Annotated in this window: 19 protein-coding genes and 2 tRNA genes; 7 read left to right on the top strand and 14 right to left on the bottom strand. The window is 68.6% G+C overall.

The annotated features are described in order from the left end of the window. Positions 1–35: 35 nt before the first annotated feature. Positions 36–866, bottom strand: coding sequence for a sigma-70 family RNA polymerase sigma factor (locus tag EEJ31_RS11935; protein ID WP_123046511.1), 831 nt, complete (start codon positions 864–866; stop codon positions 36–38). A 201-nt stretch (positions 867–1,067) separates the two neighbouring features. Between EEJ31_RS11935 and EEJ31_RS13915 the strand changes: the two genes are divergently transcribed. Further along, positions 1,068–1,220, top strand: a complete 153-nt coding sequence (locus EEJ31_RS13915) for a hypothetical protein (protein WP_158603953.1) — start codon at positions 1,068–1,070, stop codon at positions 1,218–1,220. 22 nt (positions 1,221–1,242) lie between these two features. Further along, the gene (locus EEJ31_RS11930) at positions 1,243–2,082 is read left to right on the top strand and encodes an SDR family oxidoreductase (protein WP_123046510.1); all 840 of its coding nucleotides are present in this window, start codon (positions 1,243–1,245) and stop codon (positions 2,080–2,082) included. 73 nt (positions 2,083–2,155) lie between these two features. On the opposite strand, the gene EEJ31_RS11925 is transcribed toward EEJ31_RS11930, so the two are convergent. After that, positions 2,156–2,632: a DUF4383 domain-containing protein gene (locus EEJ31_RS11925; RefSeq protein ID WP_123046509.1), complete on the bottom strand. Its 477-nt coding sequence runs from the start codon at positions 2,630–2,632 to the stop codon at positions 2,156–2,158. Positions 2,633–2,912: 280 nt separating this feature from the next. Between EEJ31_RS11925 and EEJ31_RS11920 the strand changes: the two genes are divergently transcribed. The 4 genes from EEJ31_RS11920 to EEJ31_RS11905 all read left to right on the top strand — a co-directional run bounded on the left by EEJ31_RS11920 (position 2,913) and on the right by EEJ31_RS11905 (position 5,388). Beyond that, the gene (locus tag EEJ31_RS11920; RefSeq protein ID WP_123046508.1) at positions 2,913–3,704 is read left to right on the top strand and encodes a hypothetical protein; all 792 of its coding nucleotides are present in this window, start codon (positions 2,913–2,915) and stop codon (positions 3,702–3,704) included. Further along, positions 3,704–4,150 (top strand): phage holin family protein, encoded by a 447-nt coding sequence (locus EEJ31_RS11915; protein WP_123046507.1) that lies wholly within the window; start codon positions 3,704–3,706, stop codon positions 4,148–4,150. The genes EEJ31_RS11920 and EEJ31_RS11915 overlap by 1 nt, the downstream gene beginning before the upstream one ends. After that, complete coding sequence (locus EEJ31_RS11910; RefSeq protein WP_123046506.1) at positions 4,147–4,746, top strand: DUF3618 domain-containing protein; 600 nt, start codon at positions 4,147–4,149, stop codon at positions 4,744–4,746. Before EEJ31_RS11915 ends, EEJ31_RS11910 begins: the two co-directional genes overlap by 4 nt. Before the next feature lie 102 nt (positions 4,747–4,848). Then, positions 4,849–5,388 carry a hypothetical protein gene (locus EEJ31_RS11905; protein WP_123046505.1) on the top strand — a complete coding sequence of 180 codons (540 nt, stop codon included), beginning with the start codon at positions 4,849–4,851 and terminating at the stop codon, positions 5,386–5,388. Between the two features lie 104 nt (positions 5,389–5,492). On the opposite strand, the gene EEJ31_RS11900 is transcribed toward EEJ31_RS11905, so the two are convergent. The 4 genes from EEJ31_RS11900 to EEJ31_RS11885 form a co-directional block, all read right to left on the bottom strand. Further along, positions 5,493–6,779 (bottom strand): ice-binding family protein, encoded by a 1,287-nt coding sequence (locus tag EEJ31_RS11900; protein WP_123046504.1) that lies wholly within the window; start codon positions 6,777–6,779, stop codon positions 5,493–5,495. A 249-nt stretch (positions 6,780–7,028) separates the two neighbouring features. Then, positions 7,029–7,102 (bottom strand) — tRNA-Ile (locus EEJ31_RS11895). Between the two features lie 10 nt (positions 7,103–7,112). Continuing rightward, positions 7,113–8,306 carry a glycosyltransferase gene (locus tag EEJ31_RS11890; protein WP_407643245.1) on the bottom strand — a complete coding sequence of 398 codons (1,194 nt, stop codon included), beginning with the start codon at positions 8,304–8,306 and terminating at the stop codon, positions 7,113–7,115. A gap of 218 nt (positions 8,307–8,524) precedes the next feature. Next, positions 8,525–9,427 (bottom strand): DMT family transporter, encoded by a 903-nt coding sequence (locus EEJ31_RS11885; protein ID WP_233563874.1) that lies wholly within the window; start codon positions 9,425–9,427, stop codon positions 8,525–8,527. 52 nt (positions 9,428–9,479) lie between these two features. Here EEJ31_RS11885 and def point away from each other — a divergent pair, with 52 nt between their 5' ends. After that, the gene (gene def / locus EEJ31_RS11880; RefSeq protein ID WP_123046502.1) at positions 9,480–10,046 is read left to right on the top strand and encodes a peptide deformylase; all 567 of its coding nucleotides are present in this window, start codon (positions 9,480–9,482) and stop codon (positions 10,044–10,046) included. An 18-nt stretch (positions 10,047–10,064) separates the two neighbouring features. Here def and EEJ31_RS11875 read toward each other — a convergent pair whose 3' ends face one another. The 8 genes from EEJ31_RS11875 to EEJ31_RS11840 all read right to left on the bottom strand — a co-directional run bounded on the left by EEJ31_RS11875 (position 10,065) and on the right by EEJ31_RS11840 (position 17,242). Beyond that, positions 10,065–10,370, bottom strand: coding sequence for an AzlD domain-containing protein (locus tag EEJ31_RS11875; protein WP_123046501.1), 306 nt, complete (start codon positions 10,368–10,370; stop codon positions 10,065–10,067). Continuing rightward, complete coding sequence (locus tag EEJ31_RS11870) at positions 10,367–11,110, bottom strand: AzlC family ABC transporter permease (RefSeq protein ID WP_407643244.1); 744 nt, start codon at positions 11,108–11,110, stop codon at positions 10,367–10,369. The genes EEJ31_RS11875 and EEJ31_RS11870 overlap by 4 nt, the downstream gene beginning before the upstream one ends. An 81-nt stretch (positions 11,111–11,191) precedes the next feature. Further along, positions 11,192–11,264: transfer RNA gene (locus EEJ31_RS11865), tRNA-Asn, on the bottom strand. Between the two features lie 148 nt (positions 11,265–11,412). Then, a complete protein-coding gene (locus EEJ31_RS11860) occupies positions 11,413–12,402 on the bottom strand; it encodes a D-isomer specific 2-hydroxyacid dehydrogenase family protein (protein WP_233563873.1) in 990 nt (329 codons plus the stop codon). Continuing rightward, on the bottom strand, positions 12,399–13,370 hold the full coding sequence (locus EEJ31_RS11855) for an ATP-binding cassette domain-containing protein (protein WP_123046500.1): 972 nt from the start codon (positions 13,368–13,370) through the stop codon (positions 12,399–12,401). Before EEJ31_RS11855 ends, EEJ31_RS11860 begins: the two co-directional genes overlap by 4 nt. A gap of 4 nt (positions 13,371–13,374) precedes the next feature. After that, entirely contained in the window at positions 13,375–15,063 is a 1,689-nt protein-coding gene (locus EEJ31_RS11850; RefSeq protein ID WP_123046499.1) for a dipeptide ABC transporter ATP-binding protein, read from the bottom strand. Next, positions 15,060–16,046: an ABC transporter permease gene (locus EEJ31_RS11845; protein ID WP_123046517.1), complete on the bottom strand. Its 987-nt coding sequence runs from the start codon at positions 16,044–16,046 to the stop codon at positions 15,060–15,062. The genes EEJ31_RS11850 and EEJ31_RS11845 overlap by 4 nt, the downstream gene beginning before the upstream one ends. A 107-nt stretch (positions 16,047–16,153) precedes the next feature. Continuing rightward, positions 16,154–17,242, bottom strand: coding sequence for an ABC transporter permease (locus EEJ31_RS11840; RefSeq protein WP_123046498.1), 1,089 nt, complete (start codon positions 17,240–17,242; stop codon positions 16,154–16,156). Positions 17,243–17,323 lie beyond the last annotated feature (81 nt).

The following is a 17,323-nucleotide window of genomic DNA, read 5'->3' as shown; positions in this document are numbered from 1 at the left end:
TGTTCAGCGGGCGGCGTGTTCAGCGGGCGGCGTGTTCAGCGGGCGGAGAGCACCCGCATGGGCCGGGGGTTTCGCGACTCCCCATCGAGGTCGGCACGCAGGCGCCCGAGAATCTGGGCGATGAGGCGCGACACCTGCATCTGGGTCACGTGCAGCTCCTGGCCGATCTGCGCCTGGGTGCGTTCTTCGAAGAACCGCAGGTAGACGATCCGGCGCTCCCTGGCGCTGAGCCGCCGGCACACCGGCCCGATCGTCGCCAGCACCTCGGCGCGTTCGAGCCCCTCGTCGGGCCACCCCAGGGTCTCCGCAAGCGACCCGGTGTCGTCGGAGGAGTCGGGCACCGCATCCAGCGAGGACGGCCGCATGCTCTCATGGCTCACCATCGCCTCCTCGACCTTGTCGACGTCCTCGCCCAGGTCCAGGGCCAGTTCGTGCGGCGACGGCTCCCGCCCCAGCTCCTGCATGAGGCGCGGGAGCGCCTCTCCGATGCGGGCGCGAAGTTCCTGCACGGCCCGCGGGGGCCGGACGAACCAGCCGTGGTCGCGCAGGTGCCGCTTGATCTCGCCCGAGATCGTCGGCGCGCAGTAGGCGACGAAGTCATCCCCACGGCTGAGATCGAATCTCTTGACGGCTTTGACGAGGCCCAGGCAGGCGACCTGCCGGAGGTCGCTCCAGTCCTGGCGACCACCGGAGTATCGCCGGGCGATCGAATCGGCGACATCCATGTGCTCGATGACGATCATCTGGTGCATGCGCCGGGTCGTCTCCGGGGTGCCGGCGGCGGCTTCCCGGAACAACGCTGCCGTGCGCTCTCGACGGGCTTCATCCGCCAGTTGTCGCATGAGACGGGAGGACTCTGTCTCCATGAAGCACCTGCATCCTTCGGTCACAAAAATCAACGGACTGAATGCCGGGCGTTCGCCCACTACGAGAGAAGCACCGCTTCTCCTTCTTTCCAAGGGCGCCCCCTTCGCTCGTGGTGACTTCTCAGCGCGCCGGTGGCCTTGCCCCCGCAAATGAACCGACTTAGCGTCGGTCGTAACCACAACGGATGCAGGGAGCAGACGATGAACGAGAGCAATGAACGCCAGCCGAAGGACGAGTCCTCGGACGCCGACACCGCGGAGGCGAAGAAGACCACGGGCCAGGAACCGTCCCTCCAGGAGCACCACGATCCGGGCACCGACGCGGACTCCGCATCCGGTGGCTCGGCGGATTGAGCGAAGACGACTGGAGCAGCGGATGAACCAGCCGGCGCAGCAACAGGACGTTCCGGGAGTGCAGTCCCGGATGACGCCCGTCCCTGACTGCGGTGAGGAGAGCTACCGGGGCTCGGGGCGGCTCGAGGGGAAGGCAGCCGTCATCACGGGCGGCGACAGCGGCATCGGCCGTGCCGTCGCGATCGCGTATGCCCGGGAAGGCGCCGATGTCCTCATCGCGTACCTCAGCGAGCACGAGGACGCCCAGGACACAGCGCGGCTGGTGGAAGCGGCCGGGCGCAAGGCGGTTCTGGTCAGCGGTGACCTGTCTGCGTCGTCGCACTGCCGCGAGATCTTCGACACCGCCATGCGTGAATTCGGGAAGATCGACGTCCTCGTCAGCAATGCCGCGTACCAGATGAGCCATGACTCGCTGGAGGAGATCTCGGAAGACGAGTGGGACTACACGTTCAAAGTCAACATCGGCGCCATGTTCCACCTGGTGAAGGCCGCCGTGCCGCGCATGGTGCCGGGGGCATCGATCATCGGCAGTTCCTCGGTGAACTCCGACAACCCGTCACCGACCCTCGCGCCATACGCTGCGACGAAGGCCGCGATCGCCAATTTCGCGGCCAGCCTGGCCCAGCTGCTGGGTGAGAAGGGCATCCGTGTGAACAGCGTGGCCCCTGGCCCCATCTGGACGCCCCTGATCCCGGCCACCATGCCGGAAGAGAAGGTCGAGTCCTTCGGGTCCGACACTCCGCTCGGCAGGGCGGGGCAGCCGGCCGAACTCGCGCCGGTGTACGTCCTCCTCGCCTCCGATGAGGCCAGTTACGTATCGGGCGCGCGGATCGCCGTGACAGGGGGACGGCCCATTCTCTGATGCCCGTGTGTGCCCTCGTGACAACGGAAAAGGACGCGGCCTGTCGGCCGCGTCCTTCTCGTTGCACTGCGTCTTAGACGCGAGCGTCGGCGCGGTCGGTCACCGTCCGGCTGAGGAACCAGCCGAGCGCGATCATGCCGATGCCGAGCAGCAGGTGCAGCCAGTTGTCCGCGTTGTTCAGCGGCACGAAGTTGGCCGCGGAGTCATGCCCGACGACCAGCCCGTAGATCCACAGGATGAGGTAGATCACGCCACCCCAGATGAGGAAATTGCGGGCACCGGAGAAGCTGCGCGCGCAGGCCACACCGACAACGCCGAACAGCAGGTGGACGATGTTGTGCAGGACCGACACCTGGAACAGGCCAAGCAGCATCGCCGTGGAGTTGTGACCGGCGAACTGCATCTGGTCGTAGTTGCTGGTGATCCCGGGGATGAATCCCAGGATGCCGACCAGCAGGAAGACGATGCCGACAACAAGGGCTGCCTTCTGGACGTTGGTGTCGGCGAAGCCCCTGTCGGCGCCTCGTACTGGTTCTCGTGTGGTAGCCATTGGTTCTCCCTCTCCTCAGCGCGCGGCCGAGTGCGGTATACGTAATTGCCTTCTAACGCGGATGATACGCCCGCAGCGTTGTCTCGATAAGGGGTTGAAGCTTTTTTGGGCCGCCACTTCTACCCCCCTTTCGGGCGCCTGGCTACCCCCTGGCCAAATTGAGGCGTTCTCGCGCCGAAGCCTTGTCGCGCCAATTGCTCACGCCTACCGTGTGAACCAGTTGATTCATTCACTCGGCGGGAGTGCGAGCATCTCGCCCTCGATCACGAAAGGATCGATAATGACGAGCAATAACCCCTTCGATCTCCCCAACGGCCGTCCAGTTGAGGACGTTCCCGCACCCCTCCCCGGCACCGTCGAGGACCCCTTGGTCTACGACACCGAAACGATCAGCACCAGCGGCACTGGCGGCTCGGGTTCCGGCGGAAGCAACGCCAAGGCCCAGGCATCCCACCTCGCCGACGAGGCGTCCCAGGCCGGCGGCCACGTCGCCCACGTCGCGGGCGAGCAGACGAAGAAGGTGGCATCCGAAGCGGGAACCCAGGCGAAGAACCTGCTTCACACGGTCGGCGAAGAAGTGCGCAGCCAGGCTGCCACCCAGCAGTCGCGGGTCGCTGAGAGCCTGCGTTCCGTGGGCGACGAGCTGTCGCAGATGGCTCAGAACAGCGACAGCTCCGGCACCGCCTCGAAGGTCGTCAACAGCGCCTCCGAGCGGGTGCACTCGGTGGCGAGCTGGCTCGACAACCGTGAGCCGGGTGACCTCCTGAACGAGGTGAAGTCGTTCGCGCGCCGCCGTCCCGGGCTCTTCATCGGGATCGCCGCGGGCGTCGGCATCCTCGCCGGCCGTGTGACGCGCGCCGTGACCGACCACGGCGACGACACGTCGAGCAGCCGCTCGACGCGCACGGGCACCGTCAGCGGGGGCGCCCTGTCCGACACCACCGCGACCGCGCAGTACGTTCCCGTCGCCCCGGTCGACGACGTCGTCGGGTTCGACGAGACGATCGCGCCCGCTCCGGTGTACCCGGGCGAGCCGGGCCTCGGCACCAACCGAACCGACGGTGGCCTCTGATGACAGACAGCGGAGCGCACCCGTTCGAGCGGCCGGATGACCGGACCCCCTCGGAACGGCAGGCCGAAGAATCCTCGTTGGGAGAACTCATCGGTGAGGTGAGCCGCGACTTCTCGACGCTCATGCGGCAGGAAGTCGCCCTGGCAAAGGCCGAGCTCACGCAGTCCGCGAAGCGCGCAGGCAAGGGCGCCGGACTGTTCGGCGGCGCCGGCATCGCCGGCCACATGACCCTGTTGTTCCTGTCCATCGCCCTCTGGTGGGGACTCGGCTACTTGATGGGCAACGCTTGGTCCGCGGTGATCGTTGCCGTCATCTGGGCGATCATTGCCGCGATCCTCGCCATGACCGGCAAGAAAGAGATGGACGAGATCAAGGGCATGCCGAAGACCGAAGAGACGCTGAAGAAGATTCCCGACGCGGTGAAGAGAAACGAGGAGAACCGATGACCGATCCAAACGAAATCCGTTCCAATATCGAGCAGACCCGTTATGAGCTCAGCGAAGACGTCGACGCGCTGGCCGACAAGGTGACGCCGTCGAAGATCGCCCACCGCCAGACCGAAAAGGTCAAGGGGGCGCTCTCCGGAGTGAAGGACAAGGTGATGGGTGTGGCGACGGACGTCGAGGACCACGCCAAGTCGGCCGTCCACCACGCCGGCGACAAGATGTCGGACATGGGTGACGAGTTGTCCGATGCTCCGAACAAGGCTGCGTCGACCGCGAAGGGCAATCCGTTGGCCGTCGGGCTTATCGCCCTCGGAGCTGGCTGGCTCGTGTCTTCGATCATGCCGGCCTCGCGGCCCGAGAAGCGCGCCGCCGACAAGATGAAGGAAGCGGCAGCCCCCATGGCGGAGGAGCTGAAGGAGCAGGCGAAGGACGTGGCCAAGGACGCGGCCGACGATCTGCGCCAGCCGACGAAGGACGCGGTCAACGCCGTCAAGGACACCGCGACGGATGCCGCCGAGACCGTCAAGGAGGAGGGCACCAGCGCCGCGAGCAACCTCAAAGACGACGCGCAGGACGCCAAGCACAGCCTCCAGTAGGGCCCGACGTGGGGCGCCCGGATCCGTCTGGGCGCCCCACTCAGTCGCGTGCCCGACAGATCCCAAGCGGTTCCAGACACAGACACATGAAGGATGCATGACATGGCAGGAAATCTTCTCGCTCGGTCGGTCCATGACCTGAGCGCGGCAGCGTGGTTCGGTGGGTTCCTGATGGGGGCCGTCGGCCTGAACGGGGCCACCGCGCAGGCGAAGGATCCATCGGAGCGTACCCGCCTGTCCAGCCTCGGCTGGATGAAGTGGGGCCGCATCCAGACGACGGCGTTTGCGACGCACCTGCTTGCGGACGCAGCGATCGCCTGGGATAACAAGGAGCGGATCAAGAAGCAGGACGACGTCGCCAAGGACACGATCTACAAGACCGCCGTCACCGTGGTCGGCGCCTTAGTGACGCTCTACTCGGCCGCGCTCGGCAAGAAGGTCGAGAAGATGGCCGACGAAGGCGCTGAAGGAGCCACCGAGCCCAAGCCCGGTGCATCGGAGAAGCTGAAGTCGGCGCAGAAGCAGCTGAAGGCGCTGCAGTGGATCGTGCCGGTGTTCGCGGGCTGGGTCATCGTCCTCGGCGCCAAGCACGGCGAGATGCAGCGTCCGACCAACGTGCTGAAGGGCCTCTTCAAGTCCTGAACGCTGCACGCCCGGTTCGCTCAAGGCCCCGCTTCGGCGGGGCCTTGAGCGTTTTTCTCTCCGTGGGACGCGCCGGGCGGCGTCGGTCGACGCGGCGAGCGGCTTCAGTCGGCGGTCTGGCCTCTGCTGCGGCGCCGAACCATGACGAGGATGATGCCGGCACAGAAGAGCCCCATTCCGGCGAGCCCCGGGACGGCGCTGTTACTTCCGGTGGCGGCCAGCTCGGATGCGCCCGAGGAGTCCTCCTGCGTCGCGTCCGCCGTCGTGGTGCTTACCGGCGCGATCGGCGCGGCGGTTTCCGGCTGAGCGGTCGACGGGAGTGTCACCGAGGAGGTTGGTGTGGGAGTCGGAGTCGGTGTGGGTCTTGCCGCCGCCCCAGTCGCTATCGTGTAGGTCGCAGTCGCATCGGGTGTAACACCGTTGCCTGCGGTGATGGTGAGCGTGGCGGTACCGGCTGCAGTGGGCGTGCCGGTGATCGCTCCCGTTGCCGCGTCCAGGCTGAGGCCCGCCGGGAGGCGTCCCGCGGTCACCGCAAACACCGGCGCTGGTGTCCCAGTCGCGGTGACGGTGAAGGCATACGCGGTTCCGACCGTCGCCGCCGGCGGGGCGGCTGACGTGATGAGCGGGCTGCTCGTGGTCGGCCCAGCCGGCGCCCCGCATCCGCTGGGCACGGTGATCGTGTTGGTGTCAAGCGTCACAGCCGCGGTCCGTGCGAGAAGTCGCCCGGCGATCGTCGCCCCTGTGGTCGCGCTGATGGACTGGTCGGCCAGGACGGTGCCCTCGAAGTGCGCTGTCGTTCCCAGAGTGGCGGAACTGCCCACTTGCCAGAAGACGTTGCACGCACTCGCTCCGCCCGTGAGGATGACGTCAGTGCCGGAACCGATGGTCAGGGTGCTGGCTGCCTGGAATACCCAGACCGAACTGGCGCTGCCCGCGAGCGTGAGTGTGCCGTTGTCCGCCAACGACAGTGCTCCGCCGGAGTAGACCCCCGGTGTCAACGACAACCCGTCCAACTCGCTGAGTCCGGATGTCGTCGGAGTCAACCCTGCCGCCGAGTTGTATGCGGTTGTCAGATCGTTCTGCCCTCGGCCGGCAACGGTGTCGGTCTGGTGCAGTGTGCCGGTATAGGCACCGTTGGGCGCCCCTGTGAAGCCGGTGATCGACGTACCCGCCGAAACTCCGACGTCACCGATCACCCGTGTCGGCCCGGTGTTCGTCACAGCACTGCCGGCGAGCACCCCGAATGACCCGGCCGCGCCCAGGTCGATCGGACCCGCGGACGCCGTCGCCCCCTGAGCGGAGCCCGCCGACAGAAAGGAGGCGACCGCGGCGAGAAGAATGCCGGATGCGGCCCACCCCACTCGTTGCACGCGAAATGAAGGTCTGGTCATGAGGGTTCCCCGCACACTTTCGACGAAGCGCTCGCGCGAGGGGAATGCCCCACCCTGCTCCTACTCGGACTCTACGGGAAGGAGGTTGGTTATAACAGCCCCTCCACGGGTGCCACGCCGGATGGCGTTAGGTACGAACTTCCGCTCGCTGTTCGTCGATGGCGGGAGAGGAACGGTGTCCTCGTCTTGGCTGGACCCCACGTCCCGTTGCTTACCCGTGGCTTGAGCTGATCTTCGGTCTCGGCGATGTAGGGCGGACGGGACTTGAACCCGTGACCGACGGATTATGAGTCCGCTGCTCTAACCAGCTGAGCTACCGCCCCGAACAGCCGTTCACTCCACGGAGCGCGCGGCTGTTTCGTCGGTGATCGGATCGGTCACCGATTCACCACGATACAGGCTCTCAAACGTGCTCAACGTGCGGTTGATGTCGTGTGCCTCGATGAGTTTCAAGGACTCCCGCTTCATCGCCGTCAGCTCCTCGGGGGCGGCGGTGAGCACCGTTGCGAGCTTGTCGGCGAGGTCCTGCGGGTTCCCCGGCTCGAACAGGTGGCCGTTCTCCCCGTCATGCACGAGGTGCGGCAGCGCCATCGCGTTCGCGGCGACAACCGGCAGGCCCGAGGCCATCGCCTCCATCGTCGCGATGCTCTGCAGCTCCGCGATCGACGGCATCGCGAACACCGTGGAGCGCGTGTATGCGGCGCGCAGTTCCTCATCCGTCACGTAACCCGTGAACGTGACACGGTCCCGGATGCCGAGGGTGTCGGCCATGTGCTCGAGGTTGCGTTTCTGGTCGCCGCCTCCCACGATCTCGACCCGTGCGTCGAGGTCGGCGGGCAGGAGCGTGACGGCTCGCAGCAGCACGTCGATGTTCTTCTCCCCGGTGACCCGGCCGACGAACAGCACGCGGTTCTCGGTGCGCGGTCCGAAGTCGGGGGTGTAGTTGTCGGCGTCGATGCCGCACGAGATGGCGTGCACGCCGGTCAGGCCGGTGTACTTTTCCAGGAACTCGGCGGCGCGCCGGGTGGGAGTGGTGACGGCGGCGACGCGCGCGTACACCCGGCTGGCTGCCTTCCACGCCACTGTGATCGCCCAGTTCTGCATCCGCTTGGGGATGAGGGTGAACTCCAGCATGTTCTCGGGCATGAAGTGGTTCGTGGCGATGGTGCGGATGCCCCGCTTCTGGGCTTCGAGCGACAAGCCCCGGCCGATGTTGATGTGCGACTGCAGGTGCACCACGTCAGGCTTGACCGAGTCCAGGATGCGCCGGCTGTCGCGGCGGATGGTCCAGGGCAGCGCGAACCGCAGCCAGTCGTGCGGGTACCAGCGCAGGCTGAACAGGCGGTGCACCGTCATGGACTGGCCGTCGTGCACCTCTACCCAGGTGCCGTGCTTGCGGGAGGCGGCCGGTGCCATGACGTGCACGTCGTGGCCGCGGGCGGCGAGCCCGGAGGCGAGGCGTTCGGCGAATCGCGCGGCGCCGTTGACGTCGGGGGTGAAGGTGTCCGCCGCGATCAGTACCCGGATCGGCTTCTTTGCCTCCCGGTTCTCCGCGGTCTGCGGATGGCTGCCGGTGGCAGCATCGTTCGGCGCATGCTTGAAGTCTGACACGTGTGGCGTAATCCCTACGTTGGCCGGGAATCGTTCATCCGGTGAAGTAAACAACGGTTCGTCGTCGCGTTCTTGCAGCCTATTCTAAACCGTCCGCCGGCACGGGAGCCCAAGCGGGCCGCGCGCGGCGCACCTCAGTGCTCCGATTGCGGATGGTAGCGGGCGAGCACGAAAACCCCCCAGATCGCCACCACGCCGGCGACGACGAACACCACCCCTGCCCAGATCGGAGCCTGCGAGGCTTCGCCCAGCACGACCACGCCGATGCAGACGGCGACGAGCGGGTCGACGACCGTCAACCCGGCGATGACCAGGTCGGGCGGCCCCGACGCGTAGGCGTTCTGCACGAAGTAGGCGCCGAAGCCGGCTGCCAGCAGCAGGCCGAGCACGCAGGCCAGTGTGAGCCAGTCGAAGTTGGCGTGCTGAACCCGGTTGATGATGACCTTGGCCAGGGTGGCGACGAAGCCGTAGAGCACGCCGGCGCCCAGGATGTAGAAGATGGCCTTGAACTGTCGGCGGAGGAAGAAGAACGCGACGGCGAAGGCGACGAGCACGATCCCGAGCATGACGAGGATCGTCGTGAGGTTCGCATGGGTCACCGGCTTGTCGACGGCGGTGAACGCCGCCACGGTGACGAACAGGCCCACGCCGCCGACGCACATGCCGATGGCGATGAGCGAGGCCCGCGTTGGGCTGACCTTGCTGATGCGGGCGTTGATGACGGTCGTCATGACGAGGGCGATGGCGCCCAGCGGCTGCACGACGATGAGGGGCGCGAAGTTGAGGCTGCTCAGCTGGAGGACGATGGCGAGACCCAGCATGACGGTTCCGAACACCCACGACGGGCGCGCCAGGAGCAGGGTGACCTGTCGCACCGTGAGCCCGCCGGAAACCTGGGCGGTGTGCGCCTCCACCTTGGTGACGCCGCGGTGCTGGAACTGGGCTCCCAGCGAGAGGAACACGGCCCCGACCAGTGCCAGGGGGATGCCGATCGCCTGGCGCGGATCGATGGCGATGTCCGCGGCGAGATCAGTCAAGGCGGAATGCACCCATCGACTGTATCCACATCGATCCGGTTATTCTTGCTGAATGGCCGTGCGACCGATAGTTATTTCCGGGGATCCCGTGCTCCACTCCCCCGCCAAGCCCGTCACCCGTTTCGACTCGGCGCTGCGTGATCTGGTGCGGGACCTGTACGAGACGATGGACGAGGCGCCGGGCGTCGGCCTCGCGGCCCCGCAGGTGGGCGTTCCGCTGCGGATCTTCACGTACTCGTACACCGACGACGACGATCACCCCTGGCGGGGCGTGGCCATCAACCCCGAGCTCCTCATCTCGCCGGTACCGGCGGGGGCCGCCGACGACGACGCGGATGTGGAGGGCTGTCTCTCCTTTCCGGGCGAGCGGTTCCCGCTCCGCCGGTCCCCGTTCGCGCTCCTGCGCGCCCACGACATCGATGACAACCCGTTCGAGCTGGCCGCCCACGGCTGGCTCGCGCGCATCTTCCAGCACGAGTTCGACCACCTGAACGGCACGCTGTACGTCGACCGCCTGGGGCACTCCGATGCGAAGGCGGCCGCGAAGGTCGCGCGCAAGCGCGGCTGGGGCGTGCCGGGGCTCAGCTGGATGCCCGGCGTCGACAACCTCGAGGACTGACTCCCGCAGCTCGAGCGACTACACGAACGCGCGGATGCCTGCAGCCACGGCGGCCGCGACGATCACCACGACGATGAACGGCACGCGAACGGCGAACAGCACGGCCGCGACGACCACGGCGGGCACGCGCGCATCCAGCACGATCGCCTGCCCCGTGCCCAGGGTCTGCACGACCACCAGGGCGGCGAGCATCGCCACGGTCACCAGGTCGGCGGTGCGCGCGGCGGCGGGCCGCTCGAGCACAGCCGGCGGCACCAGGTAGCCGGCGAGTTTGAGCGCCACACAGGCGATGCCCGCGAGGAGGACGATCTGCCACATGGTCACGAGCGCGGCTCCGCCACGAGCTCGTCGGTGCGGCCCAGCCAGTTGGTGAGCCCCACCACGACGGCGACACCGGCGGCGACGAGAACGGGCAGGCCCGGCATCAGCACGGGGGTGAGCAGCGCGGCGACGACCCCGGCGGCCACGGCGACGGCCCGGGCCTGCAGGCGCTTCAGCCGGGGCCAGAGCAGGCCGACGAACGCGGCCGCGGCGGCGGCGTCCAGCCCGTACCGGCTGGTGTCTCCGAGTGCGTCGCCGATCAGTGCGCCGGTGAGAGTCGTGAGGTTCCAGCCGGCGAAGACGACGATCCCGGTGAGCCAGAAGCCCACACGCCGGGCCGCGGGCGTGGGCTGAGCGAGGGCGACCGCGGTCGACTCGTCGATCGTGATCCACGCGGCCGCGATGCGCTTCAGCCAGCCTCGCCCCACGATGGGTGACGTGCGGATGCCGTAGATGCCGTTGCGGGCGCCGAGGAGGGTGGAGCCGGCGACGGCCGCCGGCCAGGCCGCGGTGCCGCCGCCGGCGAGCACGCCGATCAAGGCGAATTGGGATCCGCCGGAGAACATGACGAGGCTGAGCGCGCAGGCCTGCCACACGTCCAGGCCGCTCGCAACAGCCAGTGCGCCGAACGAGACGCCGTACGCGGCCGTCGCGATGCCCACGGCGAAGCTGTCACGGACGGCCTCGGCTTTCGCCGCCGATTCCAGGTCGTGGTGCGCCACGTCCGTTGCCTCCCGACCCACGAACCGCACCTTCCCAGCCTGCCCGCCCTGACGGCGGAACGGAGAAAGGCCGTCCAGGGTGGAGCCCGGAACGGCCTTTCGCTCCCCGAGTTGGACTCGAACCAACAACCTGCCGGTTAACAGCCGGCTGCTCTGCCAATTGAGCTATCGAGGAATGCTTGAACAGCGTTGCTACTTTATCAAAGGTTGGCCGTGCGCCAAATCGAGCACGGCTCATCCGCCCGCCCGCGTGCCCAATTCAGCGCCCCTGGGACGCTGAAGTGCGAACAGGGCGGCCGGCGAGGCGGCGGGAGCGGGCGGGGTCAGTAGCCGAGGGCCGGGTCGACGACGCCGACGAAGGCGCCGCCGCCGTGGAACGCACGCACGTTCTCCTCGATGCGCCGGGCGAGCAGCGGCGCCGTCATCTCGGGCGTGTCGGCCATGTGTGGGGTGATCAGGCAGCGCGGCTCCGCCCACAGCGGATGCGAGGCCGGCAGCGGCTCCGGGTCGGTCACGTCGAGTGCCGCCCCGGCGATCAGCCCGCGGGCCAACGCATCCACGAGGGCATCCGTGTCGACCAGGGCGCCGCGACCCACGTTCACCAGTACGGCCGTCGGTGGCAGCAGCGCGAGTTCGGCCGCCCCGATGAGCTGCCGGGTGCCGGCGGTGAGGGCGGCGGCAACGACGACGACGTCCGCCTCCGGGAGCACGTCGCGGAGCGCCTCGGAGGGCAGGGTGCGGCTTGCGCCGGGCACGGGATCGGCGCGCCGTCGCACGACGACGCCATGCACGCCGAACGGTTCGAGCAGCCGGAGGAGTTCGTGCGCGATCCCGCCCGCTCCCACGATCACGACGGTGCGCCCGTACAGGGAGCGCCCCTCCTCGGTGGGGTTCCAGCTGGTCGCCCGGGCGCGCTTGGGCAGCACCCGCATGAGTGCGAGGGTGAGCGCGAGGGCGTGCTCCGCGACGGGCTGGGCGAAGCATCCCTTCGCGCTCGTCCAGAGCAGCGTGCGGCCGCCGTGGTGCCGCATCGTGCCGGCGAAGGCGTCGATGCCGGCCCACGGCAACTGCACCCACTCCACGCCGGGGTGGGCTGCGAGCACGTCCGTGAGCTCAGGGGCACGGGAGTTGGACAGCCAGATGATGCCGCGGGTGTTGGCCGAGAGCGGCTGCACCTGCCCGCCGCCGGCCTCGACGGCCGCGGTGAAGAAGGCGTCCGGCTCGGGGAGCACGGCGATCGGGCCAGGGGTGGGGCGCTCGTGCTCCTCCAGCCGGCTGGGACCGCCGGGAACGACGGCGGCGTGGCGGCTCACCGTGCCTGCTCCGCCGGTTCGGCGCCGGGCTGTTCGTCGCCGGGCTCCTCGTCCTCGAGGCCGTCCTCGTCGTCCGGCGCCTCCTCGTCCGGCGCCTCGTCGTCCGGTTCCTCGTCCGGTTCCTCGTCGTCCGGTTCGTCGCGCGGCGGAGCGAGCGCCTCCGCGAGCTTCGCCACATACGGATGCCACGGGTCGGTGAATACCTCATCGATGGTGCCCAGCGCGACGAGCACGCCCTGGTGCATCACCCCGATGCGGTTGGTAAGGCCCCGAAGCACGTGCAGGTCGTGGCTCACCACGAGGGCCGAGAAGGCGCGTTCGCGCTGCAGCTCACTCACGAGGTCGATGAGGGCGTCGCGCAGCGTGAGGTCGACGCCCGCCGTCGGCTCGTCGGCGATGAGCAGGGTCGGGGCGAACACGAGTGCACGGGCGAGGGCGACACGTTGGCGCTGCCCGCCGCTGAGCTCGTAGGGGTATTTCTTCAGCACGGCCAGCGGCAGCCGCACGGCGTCGACGATGGTCGCCACCCGGGTGCCGAGCTCGGCGCGGTTGAACCGCGGGTCACGCTCGAGAACGGGCGCGGCGACGATCTCGGCGACCGTCAGGGCCGCCGGAAGCCGGTCGGCGGCATCCTGCGCGAGGAAGCCGACGTCGAACGTGAGCCGTGCGAGGCTGCGCCGGCGCATCCGGCCGAGCGGCATGCCCAGCACCCGCACCTCGCCGCCCGTGATCACCGGGCGCACCTCGGTCGACCCGGTCGGCCGGGTGAACGCCCTCCCCGAGAGCACCTGGGCGATGGTGCTCTTGCCCGAGCCGCTCTCCCCCAGCAGGCCGACGACCTCGCCGGGCTCGATGCGGAGGCTGAGGCCGTGGACGGCCACGTAGGCGGGGCTGGCCCCGTGCGGTGGGTATTCGATGGTGAGGTCGCTGGCCGCCACGGCGTGAACGGATGCAGCTTCCCGGGTCATGCTCCTATCCTGCCGCACGCAGCCGTTCGAGTTCCTGCCGGCGCAATGCCTGCTCGGCGGGGTCGGGCACAGGCAGCGACGCGAGCAGCCGCTGCGTGTACGGGTCCTTCGGGGCGCCGAGCACTTCGGCCCCGGTGCCCTCCTCCACGAGCCTGCCGCGGTACAGCACGGCGATGCGGTCGGCGAGGATGTCGATGACCGCGAGGTCGTGGCTGATGAAGAGCGCCGCGAATCCGAACTCCCGCTGCAGTTCAGCGAACAGCTCAAGCACGCTGGCCTGCACCGACACATCGAGGGCGCTGGTGGGCTCGTCGGCGATCAGCAGCGACGGCTCCAGCGCGAGCGCACGGGCCAGGCTCGCGCGCTGCCGCTGGCCGCCGGAGAGCTCATGCGGGTAGCGATTGCCATAGGCCCGCGGCAGCTGCACCGCTTCAAGGAGCTCGTCGACGCGGCCACGGGCCGCGGCCGGGTTGGCGGCGCGCCCGTGCACGACGAGCGGTTCGGCGACGCACTCGGCGATGGTCAGCAGGGGGTTGAAGCTCGACGCCGGGTCCTGGAAGACGAAGCCGATCTCGCTGCGCACCTTCTTGAAGGCGCGTTCGTGGAATCCGTTCATCTCGTGCCCCAGCACGCGCAGGGACCCGCCGGTCACCCGGGTGAGCCCCGCGATGGCGCGCCCGGTGGTGGTCTTGCCCGAACCGCTCTCGCCCACGAGGCCGAGCACTTCGCCCGGCCTGATGCTGAAGCTCACGTCGTCGACGGCGACGAAGCCGGGACGGCCGAGTCGGCCCGGGTACTGGATGCGCAGGTTCTCGGCCTGCACGACCGGCGCCTGCTCCGCCCAGCCGGCGGGGCGGGCCCTCGCCCGCTCCGCCGCACGCTCGATGCCCTGGCCCACGTGGGGCACGGCCGCGAGCAGTGACTTGGTGTAGCTGTTCGTGGGAGCCGTGAACAGGGTGTGCGCGTCCGCTTCCTCGACGACCTTGCCCTGGTACATCACGGCAACGCGGTCGGCGAGGTCGGCGACGACGCCCATGTTGTGCGTGATCAGCACGATGGCCGTGCCGAAGTCGTCGCGGACCGTGCGCAGCAGGTCGAGGATCTCGGCCTGCACGGTGACGTCGAGCGCAGTGGTGGGCTCGTCGGCCACGATGAGGCCGGGGTTCAGCACCAGCGCCATGGCGATCACGACGCGCTGCTTCTGACCGCCCGAGAACTGGTGCGGGTAATAGTCGACGCGCACCTCGGGGTCGGGGATGCCGACACGGCCGAGGATCTCGATCGCCTTCGCCTTGGCCTCGGCGCGGCCGACCTGGCCGTGGGCGCGGATGCCCTCCATGATCTGCCAGCCCACCGTGTAGACGGGGTTCAGGGCCGTGGAGGGCTCCTGGAACACCATCGACACGTCGCGGCCGCGCACCTGTCGCAGCTCGGCCTTGGTCAGCGCCACGATATCGCTCTCGCTCTGCCCGTCGCGGCTGCGGAGGATGACCGCGCCGTTCTCGGTCGCGGTCTCCGGCAGCAGCCCGAGGATCGTCTTCGCGGTGACGGTCTTGCCGCTGCCGCTCTCACCCACGATCGCGAGCACCTCGCCGGGGGCCACCTGCAGGCTGACACCGTCGACGGCCTTGACCGCCCCGGCATCCGTCGCGAACGACACGCCCAGTCCGTCGATGGTCAGCACGTCGGTCATGAGCGCCCCTCCGGTTCCGTGGCCAGGTCTCCGTCTGCGGAGCCGTGCCCGCTCTCCAGCCCGTCGATGCCGCCCGGGACGGCGTCAAGCGTGCCGCCGGGCACAACGGATGTCTCGGCGACGGTTCCGGAGGACTTCCCGACGGCTCGGCGCCCGCGCAGCCGCGGGTCGGCGAGGTCGTTCAGGCTCTCCCCCACGAGTGTGATGCCGAGCACCGTCAGGACGATCGCAAGCCCGGGGAACAGCGCGGTCCACCAGATGCCGCTCGTCACGTCGGAGATCGACTTGTTCAGGTCGTAGCCCCACTCGCTGGCAGCCGTGGGTTCGATGCCGAATCCGAGGAAGCCGAGGCCGGCGAGGGTGAGGATCGCCTCGGAGGAGTTCAGCGTGAAGATGAGCGGCAGGGTGCGGGTGGCGTTCCGGAGCACGTGCCGGAACATGATGCGGCTGTTGCTCGCTCCGAGCACCTGCGCCGATTCGACGAACGCCTCCGACTTGATCCGAACGGTCTCCGCCCGGATCACCCGGAAATACTGCGGGATGAAGACCACGGTGATGGAGATCGCCGCCGCGAACACGCCCGCGAGAAGGCCCGACCGGCCCCCGGAGATCGCGATCGACATCACGATGGCCAGCAGCAGCGACGGGAACGCGTACACGGCGTCGCAGACGACGACGAGCACCCGGTCGAGCCATCCGCCGAAGTAGCCGGAGACCAGGCCGAGCAGCACGCCGGCGAAGATCGACAGGATGACGGCCACCACGATGACGAAGAGGGCGGTCTGCGCGCCCCAGATCACCCGGGAGAGCACGTCGTAGCCGCCCACGGTCGTGCCGAGGAGGTGATCGGCGCCGGGCGGCTGCTGCGCGCCGAAGGGACCGTTGTCGCCGCGCAGCTGGCTGTAGCCGTAGGGGGCGATGAGCGGGGCGAAGATGGCGGAGAGCACGAACACGCCGGTGATGACGAGGCCGGCCACGAGCATCCCGCGTTGCAGGCCGACGCTCTGGCGCACCTGGTGCACGATCGGCAGCCGGGTCCAGAGTGCCGGCTTGTGGGCGATGGCGGTCGATCCGCTGGTCGCAGTCACGGTCAGTACCTCACCCTCGGGTCGATGAGCGCGGCGATGATGTCCACGATGAAGTTGGTGAGCGCCACGATGACGGCGAGCAGCGCGACGATGCCCTGCACGGCGACGAAGTCGCGGGCCTTCAGGAACTCGGCGAGCATGAAGCCTAGGCCCTTCCATTCGAAGGTCGTCTCGGTGAGCACCGCGCCGCCGAGCAGCAGGGCGATCTGCAGGCCGATCACGGTGATGATCGGGATGAGGGCCGGCCGGTAGGCGTGCTTGCTCACGAGGCGGAACTCGCGCACCCCCCGGGACCGGGCGGCGTCCACGTATTCGGTGCCGAGGGTTCCGATGACGTTGGTGCGCACGAGCCGCAGGAAGACGCCGGCGGTGAGGAGGCCGAGCGCCAGTGCCGGGAGGATCGCGTGCACGAGCACGTCGGTGATGATGGCGCCGTTTCCGGTGCGGATGGCGTCGATGAGGTACACGCCGGTCTGGTTCGGCAGCGACTGCAGCGTCAGCTCCGAGCGCGTCGACGCCCGGCCGGCGACCGGGAGCGCGCCGAGCCAGATCGAGAACACGAGCTTGAACAGCAGGCCGGAGAAGAACACGGGCGTGGCGTAGCAGAGGATCGCGAAGACGCGGAGCGTCGCATCCGTTGCCCTGTCACGCCAGTATGCGGCGACCATGCCGAGCGGGATGCCGACGATGAAGGCGACGATGAGCGCGTAGAACGCGAGCTCCGCCGTGGCGGCGCCGTAGGTGACCAGCACGGTCGTCACGGGCTGGTTGGTGCTGAGGGTCGTACCGAAGTCGCCGGTGAAGACCTTGCCGATGTATTCGAAGTACTGGATGAGAATCGGGCGGTCGTAGCCGGCCTCGTGGATGCGCTGGGCGAGCTGGGCGGCGCCGAGGCGGCCGCCGAGTGCGGCGGTGATCGGGTCGCCCGTGGTGCGCATGAGCCAGAACACCATGGAGACGAGGATGAAGATGGTCGGGATGATCAGCAGGAAACGCACTAGGATGTAGCGGCCGAGGCCGCCCCCGGGTGCCCGTTTACGCCTGGCTGGTCGTGCTTCCCCGGTCTGGGGCGCGGCTGCCGCTGTGGTCATGCTCACCTAACGTTCGCAAAATGAAGCGGGGGCACCCAGCTGAACACTGGATGCCCCCGTCGGTCAAGCTAGGGAAAACTC

Origin of the sequence: Cryobacterium tepidiphilum (genome assembly GCF_003716325.1) — a bacterium.
Lineage (GTDB): Bacteria > Actinomycetota > Actinomycetes > Actinomycetales > Microbacteriaceae > Cryobacterium > Cryobacterium tepidiphilum.
This window is presented reverse-complemented; position numbering and strand designations above follow the sequence as displayed.

Bases quoted from the DNA above. Each gene is read 5' to 3' on its own strand.
- EEJ31_RS11935 (WP_123046511.1), bottom strand. From the start codon at position 866: ATGGAGACAGAGTCCTCCCGTCTCATGCGACAACTGGCGGATGAAGCC.
- EEJ31_RS13915 (WP_158603953.1), top strand. From the start codon at position 1,068: ATGAACGAGAGCAATGAACGCCAGCCGAAGGACGAGTCCTCGGACGCC.
- EEJ31_RS11930 (WP_123046510.1), top strand. From the start codon at position 1,243: ATGAACCAGCCGGCGCAGCAACAGGACGTTCCGGGAGTGCAGTCCCGG.
- EEJ31_RS11925 (WP_123046509.1), bottom strand. From the start codon at position 2,632: ATGGCTACCACACGAGAACCAGTACGAGGCGCCGACAGGGGCTTCGCC.
- EEJ31_RS11920 (WP_123046508.1), top strand. From the start codon at position 2,913: ATGACGAGCAATAACCCCTTCGATCTCCCCAACGGCCGTCCAGTTGAG.
- EEJ31_RS11915 (WP_123046507.1), top strand. From the start codon at position 3,704: ATGACAGACAGCGGAGCGCACCCGTTCGAGCGGCCGGATGACCGGACC.
- EEJ31_RS11910 (WP_123046506.1), top strand. From the start codon at position 4,147: ATGACCGATCCAAACGAAATCCGTTCCAATATCGAGCAGACCCGTTAT.
- EEJ31_RS11905 (WP_123046505.1), top strand. From the start codon at position 4,849: ATGGCAGGAAATCTTCTCGCTCGGTCGGTCCATGACCTGAGCGCGGCA.
- EEJ31_RS11900 (WP_123046504.1), bottom strand. From the start codon at position 6,779: ATGACCAGACCTTCATTTCGCGTGCAACGAGTGGGGTGGGCCGCATCC.
- def (WP_123046502.1), top strand. From the start codon at position 9,480: ATGGCCGTGCGACCGATAGTTATTTCCGGGGATCCCGTGCTCCACTCC.
- EEJ31_RS11855 (WP_123046500.1), bottom strand. From the start codon at position 13,370: ATGACCCGGGAAGCTGCATCCGTTCACGCCGTGGCGGCCAGCGACCTC.
- EEJ31_RS11850 (WP_123046499.1), bottom strand. From the start codon at position 15,063: ATGACCGACGTGCTGACCATCGACGGACTGGGCGTGTCGTTCGCGACG.
- EEJ31_RS11845 (WP_123046517.1), bottom strand. From the start codon at position 16,046: ATGCTCGTGGCCGGCCTCGTCATCACCGGCGTGTTCGTGCTCTCCGCC.
- EEJ31_RS11840 (WP_123046498.1), bottom strand. From the start codon at position 17,242: ATGACCACAGCGGCAGCCGCGCCCCAGACCGGGGAAGCACGACCAGCC.